This window comes from Stenotrophomonas sp. 3diitr2024 (assembly GCF_042136455.1).
Taxonomy (GTDB): domain Bacteria; phylum Pseudomonadota; class Gammaproteobacteria; order Xanthomonadales; family Xanthomonadaceae; genus Stenotrophomonas; species Stenotrophomonas sepilia.
On sequence record NZ_JBHHMJ010000813.1, the window covers coordinates 1 to 9,262 of the forward strand.

Below are 9,262 nucleotides of genomic sequence, written 5' to 3' on the forward strand. Positions count from 1 at the left end.
GGTCGGGTGACGGGTCTGTCCGCCGCCCGGCCCTGCCGGATCAGTCGGCGGCCACCACCACCAGCGCCGGCCGCAGCAGGCGCTCGTTGAGCAGGTAGCCCTTCTGGAACACGGTCACCGCCATCGCGCTGGCCATCACCCGGGACCGCCAGGCCAGCGAGGACATCGCCCAGGAGGCCTTTGTGAAGGGCTGGCAGCAGCTGCACCAGCTGCGCAGCGCGACCAGCTTCCTGCCGTGGCTGCGGCAGATCACCCGCAACCTGGCCCGCGACTGGCTGCGCGCCCAGCGTGACCGTCCACTGACCGGCGAGGCGGCCGAGGTGGCGATGGGGATGGCCGCCGATCCGTCCCCGGGCGCAGCCGATCGCCTGCAACGGGTGGAGGAAGAAATCGCCGCCGAGGACATCATCTCCACCCTGCCCGCCGACAGCCGCGAAGTCCTGTTGCTGTACTACCGCGAAGGCCAGCGCTCGCAGCAGGTGGCCGACCTGCTCGGGCTCAGCGACGCCGCCGTGCGCAAGCGCCTGTCGCGCGCCCGCGCGCTGGTGCGCGACGGCCTGCTGCAGCGCTTCGGTGAGTTCGCGCGCAGCAGCGCGCCGAGCGCCGCCTTCGCCACCGCCGTGGTGTCGATGGTGCTGGTGGCCGCACCCGGCACCGCCAGTGCCGCGATCCTGCTGAGCGCCGGCGTCGGCGTGGGCAGCAGCAAGCTGGGCCTGGGCGGGGCCAGCGTGGCCGGGGGTACAGCCATGGGCTCGGTCACCGCCACCCTGGGCTACCTGCACATGATTCCGGCCAGCACTTGGGGCGCGTTCGCTGGTGGCGTTGCCGGCGGCGTGATCGGCAGCTACCTGGGCGGTCGATTCCTGCTGTCCTATGCCAAGACCGATGCCGAACGCGCGCGGGTCTGGCGCTTTGTGCGCATGAACACCTGGACAGCCATGGCCTGCTGCCTGGCAGTGCTGGCGGTGGTACTGCTGCAGACCCCGACGTGGGTGCATCTGCTGGTGCTGGTGCTCGGCATGGGTCTGGTGAACTACCAGTGCCTGGGACCGCTGCAGCAGATCATGGCGCCGCTGATCGCGCGCGATTCGTCGCGGCGTGGGCGCACCGGCACCAACTGGGTGTATGAATCGCTGTATGGGCGTACCGGGATCATCGCCATGAACATCGTGGTGCTGGGCGTCGTGCTGTATGCCGTGGCCCATTCCAGCGGCCGCTAGGGCCTCAACGCACGACGCCGGCAGTACGCCGGCGTCGTGGTCGGTCAGCGCGCGATGAATCAGCGCTGCGACTTCGGTGCACCGCCGTCGCGCGGACCGCCTTGGCGCGGGCCACCGTGCATCGGGCCCTTGGCCGCGTCGAACTCGGCCTTGCTCAGCTGGCCATCCTTGTTGGTGTCGGCGGCAGCAAACCAGGCATCACGATGCTGCTTCATGCGCAGCTCGCGGTCAGCCTTGTCCAGGTAACCGTCCTTGTTGAGGTCGAGCTGGTCGAAGCGCGCGGCCAGGCGCGGGTCGGCCTTGGCCTCGTCGCGGCTGATGCGGCCGTCCTTGTTGACGTCCAGCCTGGCCCAGCGCTCACCGCCGTGGCCACGACGGCCATGCTGCCAGCGCGGCATCTCATCACGCGAGAGCTTGCCGTCCTTGTTCCTGTCCAGCTCGTCGAACTTCGCGGCCAGGCGCGGGTTGGCAGCCGCCTCGCTGCGGTCGATCACGCCGTCGCCATTGGTGTCCAGCTTGGCCGGGCGCTGCGCCGACGTGGCCGGGGTGTCAGCCGCCAGCGCGATGCCGGAGGCGGAAGTGCCGAGCAGCAGGGCCAGCAGCAGGGGGGTACGGATCATGGGGTCACTCCTGGGAATGGGAATTGCGTCGGGGTGATCACTTCACCCTCGAGTGACAACAACGCCCGGGCGCGACATCGGTTGACGCTGCTGCCAGATCCATTCATCCGGCGGACAGTCGCCGCCACTGCGACGGGCTGGGGCTATGCTGTGCCCATGGCACTACACGGCGATAGAGACGACGAACTGCGGCTTTTCCAGACCGGCGAGCACCCCTGCGGGTACTGGTCCGACCGGGTGGCGCGCGACCTGGTGCTGGATCCGCACGATCGCCGGCTGGGTGGCCTGTACCCGCTGGCACTGAGCTGGGGCTTCCGCCGCAGCGGTGATCTGGTCTACCGGCCGCACTGCGCGCACTGCCAGGCCTGCGTGGCGGTGCGCATCCCGGTGGCCCGCTTCGCCCCGGACCGCAGCCAGCGCCGCTGTGCCGCCCGCAATGACGACCTGGAGGTGCGGATCACCGCCGCTACTGCCCGTGACGACCTGTTCGCGCTGTATCACCGCTACCTCACCCACCGCCACGCCAATGGCGGCATGGACGACCATGGCCCGCACGAGTTCGAGCAGTTCCTGATCGGCAGCTGGTCGCACACCCGCTTCATGGAGATGCGCCTGCCCGGCCACGACGGCCAGCCCAGCCAATTGCTGGGGGTGGCGGTGACCGACGTCACCGAGCATGGCCTGTCGGCGGTCTACACGTTCTTCGACCCGGACCACGCCGCGCGCGGGCTGGGTACCTTCGCGATCCTCCAACAGATCGAGTGGGCGCGCCGCGAGGGGTTGCCGCACGTGTACCTGGGCTACTGGATCCGCGGGCACCAGAAGATGGACTACAAGCGCCGCTTCCATCCCCTTGAGGCCTACGACGGCCGCCGCTGGCACGATTTCGACAACGAACTGGACGGGCGCTGACAAACCGCTGACACCGGGCCGGGTGCAGAATAGGGGGATGAACGCCAAACCCCTGATCCTCGCCCTGGCCCTGCTCTGCGGCGCCACCGCCCCCGCCTTTGCCACGTCCCCCGCGATGACTGAGAAGCCGTCCACTGCGCTGCGCCTGGCCACCTACAACACTTCGCTGTACTCCGATGATGCCGGTGGCCTGATCAAGGAACTGGAGGGCGACAGCGAGCACGCACGCAAGATCGCCGCCGTGCTGCAGCAGGTGCGCCCGGACCTGGTACTGCTGAACGAATTCGATTTCGACGATGCCCATCGCGCCGCCGACCTGTTCCAGAAGCGCTACCTGGAAGTCGCCCAGCCCGGCGGCGGCAAGCCGCTGCACTTTGCCTACCGCTACCTGGCGCCGGTCAACACCGGTGTGCCCAGCGGCCTGGATCTGGACAACAACGGCGTGGTCGGCGGCGAAGGCCGCAGCCGTGGCAATGACGCGTGGGGCTACGGCCTGCACCCGGGCCAGTACGGCATGCTGGTGCTGTCGCGCTACCCGATCGATGAAACCAAGGTGCGCAGCTTCCAGCTGTTGAAGTGGAGCGCGATGCCCGGCGCCATCCGCCCGGTCGATCCGCGTACCGGCCAGAGCTTCTACAACGACCACGTGTGGTCGCAGCTGCGCCTGTCCTCGAAGTCGCATTGGGACGTGCCGGTGAAGACCCCGGGCGGCGTGGTCCACGCGCTGGTCTCGCATCCGACGCCGCCGGTGTTCGACGGCCCGGAAAAGCGCAACGCGGCACGCAACCACGACGAACTGCGCCTGTGGCAGGAATACCTGTCCAAGGGTGAGAAGCCCTGGCTGTGCGACGACAAGGGCCAGTGCGGCGGCTTGGCGGAGGACGCGCGCTTCGTGATCCTCGGCGATCTGAACAACGACCCGGTCGATGGCGATGGCCGCCACGAGGCGATCGTCGAGCTGATCGAGAACGCGCGCGTGCTGCGCTACCCCACCCCGCGCAGCGTCGGCGGCGAGCAGACCAGCCTGGTCTATGCGGCCAAGGGCATCGAACGCAAGGGCGCACCGTTCCACGCCACCGGCGATTTCGGCCCGAAGTCCGGCACCATGCGCCTGGACTACGTGCTTCCCTCGACCGGTTTCGAGTACGTGGGCAGCGGCATCTTCTGGCCGGCCAATGAAAGCCCGGAAGCGAAGATCGCCGACGGCAGCGACCACCACCTGGTGTGGGTGGACGTGAAGCCGTAACCGGCGCAGCCGCCGGGCATCGCCCGGCGCCACCGGTTGCTGAAGATGTTGTAGAGCCGAGCCCATGCTCGGCTACTGCAACCAACCAAGCTTAGTAGCTCTGCCAGTCAATTTGAGCGTCAGCCCCGAGATAGCGGTCCTGCCAAGCCTGCTCCCGACCCAGGGAATCGATGAACTCATCCTCGGAAAGCTGCTCATATCCGAACTCGATTTCCATCTTGCTCTCTGGATCCAGATGAAACGTCAAACTCGTCCAGAGTGCATGGTGCCATTGCGCAAAGAGCTGATGCATCTCCAGAAGCGCTGCTTCCGCATCATCTGGAATTTCTAGATAGCCGTATGAGCCTGACGGCTTGCGGTAGAACGCCCAACCCGACCAGGCATTCTTGATGATCTCGAAGTTCAGCCAGATCCCGCATTGGTCGGTAGGCACGGCGTCAATCAGTGATTGGCCAATTCGGTTATACAAGGCAGGTAGCGCTGATGTAAGCCGCTCGTCCAAGCCTTCTCCTGAGGTGTCTTTGGCATTCATCCGTCAGAAGATAAAACACGCAGGATTTTGACGCTCAACCAGATGTCGCTTTCAGCTCGCAATTGCGGCCTAGCGCTCTACGTCTTTGCAGCAAACCCTCTAACGGCAGCATCTGGCGCTCAATAGCCCCAGTAGGCCGTCGCGCATGACTGAAGATGTGAATCCATTGTCGGGCTGAAAGCGTCACATGGAAAAGCAGCCGAGCGTGGGCTCGGCTCTACAGAAGACTCACACAGTTCATGGCAAGCCGTCGGGTGCAGCCTGGCGCTACCGCACAGAAATCTGTACCGACCAACGGTCGGTACCCCCGAGGTTTCGGTGGGCGACGACCGTTGGTCGTCGCTCCTCTTTTACGGGCGCAGTTCGACGCCGATGGCGTCGGCGGCATCACGCGCGATGGCGCGTGCTTCGTCGATGGTTTCCGCGCGCGCCAGGGTCACACCGACGCGGCGGTGGCCATGCACGCTCGGCTTGCCGAACAGGCGCACGGCGGTATCCGGTACCTGCAGCGCGGCAGCGACATTGTTGAAGTACGGCACACCCTCGCCGTGTGCCAACAGCGCGCACGACGCCGACGGGCCACTCTGGCGGATCACCGGAACCGGCAGGCCGAGGATCGCGCGCGCGTGCAGCGCGAACTCGCTCAGTTCCTGCGAAACCAGGGTCACCAGGCCGGTATCGTGCGGGCGCGGCGACACTTCGCTGAACCACACCTCGTCGCCCTTCACGAACAGCTCGACGCCGAACAGGCCCCAGCCGCCAAGGTCGTCGGTGATCGCACGCGAAATCTCTTCGGCACGCGCCAGTGCCGCGCTCGACATCGGCTGCGGCTGCCAGCTTTCGCGGTAATCGCCATCCTTCTGCAGGTGGCCGATCGGCGCACAGAATGAGGTGCCGCCGGCATGGCGCACGGTCAACAGGGTGATCTCGTAGTCGAAATCGATGAAGCCTTCGACGATGCAGCGGCCGGCACCGGCACGGCCACCGGTCTGTGCGTACTCCCAGGCCGGAGCGACGTCCGCTTCGCTGCGCAGGGTGCTCTGGCCCTTGCCCGAGGACGACATCACCGGCTTGACCACGCACGGCAGGCCGATGGCAGCCACGGCAGCGCGGTATTCGGCCTCGGTATCGACGAAGCGGTAGGGCGAGGTCGGCAGGCCCAGGGTTTCGGCGGCGAGGCGGCGGATGCCCTCGCGGTCCATGGTCAGGCGCGCGGCGCGTGCGGTCGGGATCACCCGCAGGCCCTGCTCCTGCTCCAGCTGGACCAGGGTCTCGGTATGGATGGCCTCGATCTCCGGCACCACCAGATGTGGCTGCTCCTGGGCGATCAGGGCGCGCAGCGCCATCGCATCGAGCATGTCGATCACGTGCGAGCGGTGGGCGACCTGCATGGCCGGGGCATCGGCGTAGCGGTCAGCGGCGATCACTTCCACGCCCAGCCGCTGCAGCTCGATGGCCACCTCCTTGCCGAGTTCGCCCGAGCCCAGCAGCAGCACGCGGGTGGCGGAGGGAGACAACGGAGTTCCAAGCTTGGCCATGGCGGTTCCAGCAGCGACGTGAAGGCGGGTGGGCATTCTAGCTGGCCGCGCACCCTGGTCATGGCATCCGACGAACGGTAGTCGAAAAGTGATATCACTTTGATATCTTCAATTCGAACCCTCAAGGACGTACCGCCATGAAAGAGAAGTCGCTTGCCTCCCTCAACGGCCTGGGCACCCTGGCCGGTGCCCTGCTCGTCGCCCTCGCCGGCGCTGCCCTGTTCGTACTGGGCGTGGCCGCCAAGGCCAGCACCGGCTCGCCCAACCTGCTGCTTATGCTGCTGGGTGCGCTGCTGGGGGTCCTGGGCGTGTTCATCCTGGCCGGCCTGTACACCATCCAGCCCAACCAGGCGGCGGTGCTGAGCCTGTTCGGCAAGTACGTCGGCACCGTCAAGGACAACGGCCTGCGCTGGAACAACCCCTTCTATGCCAAGCGCCGGGTCAGCCAGCGCGTGCGCAACTTCGAGAGCGGCAAGCTGAAGGTCAACGAGCTGGACGGCAGCCCGATCGAGATTGCTGCGGTCATCGTCTGGCAGGTGGTCGATGCCTCCGAGGCCGTCTACAACGTGGACGACTACGAGAGCTTCGTGCACATCCAGTCCGAATCGGCGTTGCGCGCGATGGCCACCAGCTATCCCTACGACCAGCACGAGGAGGGACAGCTGGCGCTGCGCAGCCATGCCAGCGAGATCTCCCAGCACCTGAAGAACGAGCTGGCCGAACGCCTGGCCGACGCTGGCGTGCAGGTGATCGACGCACGCATCAGCCACCTCGCCTACGCCGCCGAAATCGCCCAGGCGATGCTGCAGCGGCAGCAGGCCAACGCAGTGATCGCTGCACGCACGCGCATCGTGGCCGGTGCGGTCGGCATGGTTGAAATGGCCCTGGCCGAACTGCAGAAGAACGGCGTGGTGCAGCTGGATGAGGAACGCAAGGCGCACATGGTCAGCAACCTGCTGACCGTGCTGTGCTCGGACCGCGGCACCCAGCCGATCGTCAACGCCGGTTCGCTGTACTGAACCACCCTCGCAACGGGGCGCCCCACCGCCCCGCCAGGAGCTTGCATGAGTGAGAAGAAAGCCTATCCGCTGCGCATCAACGCCGAGGTCCTGGCCGCGGCGCAACGCTGGGCTGACGACGAGCTGCGCAGCCTCAACGCACAGATCGAATACGTGCTGCGCGACGCCCTGCGCAAGGCAGGACGCCTGCCGAAACCCACGCCATCTTCGGAGGACAAGGAATGAGCAAGCGTTGGAGCTACCAGACGATCGAGGTCAAGACGTCCATGATGGGCCTGCTCAAGGCCGAGGACATCCAGAGCGAGCTGAGCCGCCAGGGCCAACTGGGCTGGGAACTGGTCAACATCATCATCCCCGCACCGATGCGCCCGGCGATGCTGGTGTTCAAGAAGGAGGCCTGAGCCATGGGCGCCAGCGATCCGAAACAGTACGAGGTGGCCGAGAGCTCGCCGTTGCGCGTGCTGTGGATCGTGCTGCCCCTGCTCGCCGCCTTCGTGGCCTGCCTGTATGCGCAGTTGTACAAGGCGCCGGCGACGGCGCCCTGGATCGAAGTAACGCTGTCGCCACCCTGGTTCCGGATGGGCGGCAGCGCCGCCTGGAGCCTGCTGGTCATTGCAGCGCTAGGCATCGGGCTGGGCGCAGCATTCTTCCGCCGCCGGGTGGAACTGGCCGATGGCATGCTAGACGTGCGTTCGACGATGTACCGCCGCCGCGTTCCGGTGGCGCAGTTGCGGCTGGACCAGGCCGAGGTGGTCGACCTGCAGCGTGACCCCCGCTATGGCATCCGCTTCAAGACCAACGGCTACGCGATGCCGGGCTTCTATTCCGGTCACTTTCGCCTGCAGGGCGGTGGCAAGGGTTTCGCGCTGGTCACCAACCGCGCGAGCGTCCTCGCCCTGCCGGTCCGCGATGGCAGCACCCTGCTGCTCAGTCTCGATCGGCCACAGGCGCTGCTGGAAGCACTGCGCAAGGTGGCCGTGCCGGGCCCGCGGCAGTAAGCTGCGGCGATGCAACGACGCCTGCCCCTGCTGATCAATACCGAAGCCATCGAGTTGTGGCCGGCCGGCCTGCTGCGTGCGCGCAGCAATCTCGACGCGCGCCTGCTGTCACGAGCGAACTGGGTGCTGCGGCGCAAGTGCGATGGCCGTTACCTGGCGGCGGTGGTGGAACACGGCGTGCACGCCATGGTGCCGCGCCTGGCGCGCGAGCCCGGGGCCGAGGAAGCACTGGCCTTGCTGGATGCAGCTGCGGCCCGGCCGTTCGGTGCAAATCTGGAAGCGCAGTGGCTGCCCCTCGCCGGGCTGCAGCAGCGCCTGCAGCAGCTCGGCCTGGATGCCCAGCGCTATGCCGACGACAGTGGCCTGCCGCTGGAACCCGAACCGTGCCTGCTTCACTTCGCTGGCCGCGACCGCTTCGGCCGCCCGTTGTGGCTGCGCCGTGGCGCCGCGCAGGGCTGGCGACGGATGCGCCTGCACGCCGCGCAGGATGGCATCGCACTGGATGCAATCTCCGGCTTCCGCAGCCATGCCTACCAGTTGGGCATCTTCGAACGGAAGCTGGCACGCGGGCTGAGCGTGACGGAGATCCTGAAGGTGAATGCCGCGCCGGGGTTCAGTGAACACCACAGCGGCCACGCGCTGGACATCGGTACGCCGGGCGATGCCCCGGCCGAGGAATCATTTGAAGCCACCGACGCGTTCGCCTGGCTGCAGGCCCATGCCGCTGGGCACGGCTTCCGGTTGAGCTACCCGCGCGACAACCCGCACGGCATCGTCTACGAACCCTGGCACTGGTGCTGGAGACCGGCCAACGGCTGAGCCCCTCGTGACGGCCGCAGGGCGAAATTCATGGAGCTGTCCGGGCGGATTCCGCGCGCGCCCACCACGAGATGGAACAAGAAGGTAAAGACAGAAGCCGGTCGCTTCGCTCGAAGTCTCTATAAGGGATCAGCGCGCGGCTGTTGGATCCGCCTTCAAGCGAGCCGAGCACCGCAGGTCCGGCGAGGGCGAAGAGGTGCTTGCGATCCTGTAGAGCCGAGCCATGCTCGGCTGCTCTCCGCACCGCCCCTCGACGGGCCGAGGAGCACAGGGGACCGGTGCACAGCACCGGCTCGCGGCCGGCGGCGCGTTTCTTTTGGTTACTTTTCTTTTCGCGCGAAAAGAAAAGTAACGCCCA

11 protein-coding genes and 2 pseudogenes are annotated in these 9,262 nt (G+C 66.9%); 8 read left to right on the top strand and 5 right to left on the bottom strand.

The features are described 5' to 3' along the window. Window positions 1-40: 40 nt before the first annotated feature. Window positions 41-118 (bottom strand): annotated as a pseudogene (grpE, locus tag ABGA94_RS21685) (nucleotide exchange factor GrpE); the annotation flags it as partial. Between grpE and ABGA94_RS21690 the strand changes: the two are divergent. After that, window positions 108-1,220: pseudogene (locus tag ABGA94_RS21690) on the top strand (RNA polymerase sigma factor); the annotation flags it as partial. The pseudogenes grpE and ABGA94_RS21690 overlap by 11 nt on opposite strands. A gap of 59 nt (window positions 1,221-1,279) precedes the next feature. Here ABGA94_RS21690 and ABGA94_RS21695 read toward each other — a convergent pair. Beyond that, window positions 1,280-1,840, bottom strand: coding sequence for an EF-hand domain-containing protein (locus tag ABGA94_RS21695; protein ID WP_111127889.1), 561 nt, complete (start codon window positions 1,838-1,840; stop codon window positions 1,280-1,282). 156 nt (window positions 1,841-1,996) lie between these two features. Here ABGA94_RS21695 and ABGA94_RS21700 point away from each other — a divergent pair, with 156 nt between their 5' ends. Continuing rightward, window positions 1,997-2,752, top strand: coding sequence for an arginyltransferase (locus ABGA94_RS21700; protein WP_053500802.1), 756 nt, complete (start codon window positions 1,997-1,999; stop codon window positions 2,750-2,752). Between the two features lie 37 nt (window positions 2,753-2,789). Further along, window positions 2,790-3,998 carry an endonuclease/exonuclease/phosphatase family protein gene (locus ABGA94_RS21705; RefSeq protein WP_375368077.1) on the top strand — a complete coding sequence of 403 codons (1,209 nt, stop codon included), beginning with the start codon at window positions 2,790-2,792 and terminating at the stop codon, window positions 3,996-3,998. A gap of 91 nt (window positions 3,999-4,089) precedes the next feature. On the opposite strand, the gene ABGA94_RS21710 is transcribed toward ABGA94_RS21705, so the two are convergent. Both ABGA94_RS21710 and purT read right to left on the bottom strand, forming a co-directional pair. Beyond that, a complete protein-coding gene (locus tag ABGA94_RS21710) occupies window positions 4,090-4,500 on the bottom strand; it encodes an immunity protein YezG family protein (protein ID WP_375368078.1) in 411 nt (136 codons plus the stop codon). Window positions 4,501-4,880: 380 nt separating this feature from the next. Beyond that, on the bottom strand, window positions 4,881-6,068 hold the full coding sequence (gene purT, locus ABGA94_RS21715; protein WP_069139075.1) for a formate-dependent phosphoribosylglycinamide formyltransferase: 1,188 nt from the start codon (window positions 6,066-6,068) through the stop codon (window positions 4,881-4,883). 137 nt (window positions 6,069-6,205) lie between these two features. On the opposite strand from purT, the gene ABGA94_RS21720 reads away from it, so the two are divergent. From ABGA94_RS21720 to ABGA94_RS21740, 5 genes are read left to right on the top strand one after another with little or no spacing between them, the layout of a single operon-like run. After that, window positions 6,206-7,087, top strand: coding sequence for an SPFH domain-containing protein (locus ABGA94_RS21720; protein WP_005415692.1), 882 nt, complete (start codon window positions 6,206-6,208; stop codon window positions 7,085-7,087). Between the two features lie 45 nt (window positions 7,088-7,132). Next, window positions 7,133-7,312: an Arc family DNA binding domain-containing protein gene (locus ABGA94_RS21725; RefSeq protein ID WP_065178114.1), complete on the top strand. Its 180-nt coding sequence runs from the start codon at window positions 7,133-7,135 to the stop codon at window positions 7,310-7,312. Continuing rightward, the gene (locus ABGA94_RS21730; RefSeq protein WP_005415690.1) at window positions 7,309-7,488 is read left to right on the top strand and encodes a DUF4177 domain-containing protein; all 180 of its coding nucleotides are present in this window, start codon (window positions 7,309-7,311) and stop codon (window positions 7,486-7,488) included. Before ABGA94_RS21725 ends, ABGA94_RS21730 begins: the two co-directional genes overlap by 4 nt. Before the next feature lie 3 nt (window positions 7,489-7,491). Continuing rightward, the gene (locus tag ABGA94_RS21735) at window positions 7,492-8,085 is read left to right on the top strand and encodes a PH domain-containing protein (protein ID WP_065178115.1); all 594 of its coding nucleotides are present in this window, start codon (window positions 7,492-7,494) and stop codon (window positions 8,083-8,085) included. 9 nt (window positions 8,086-8,094) lie between these two features. Further along, window positions 8,095-8,904: a D-alanyl-D-alanine carboxypeptidase family protein gene (locus tag ABGA94_RS21740; protein ID WP_065178116.1), complete on the top strand. Its 810-nt coding sequence runs from the start codon at window positions 8,095-8,097 to the stop codon at window positions 8,902-8,904. 28 nt (window positions 8,905-8,932) lie between these two features. Here ABGA94_RS21740 and ABGA94_RS21745 read toward each other — a convergent pair. After that, window positions 8,933-9,262, bottom strand: a 330-nt coding sequence (locus tag ABGA94_RS21745; protein ID WP_375368079.1) for a hypothetical protein, incomplete at its 5' end; no start/stop codon positions are given.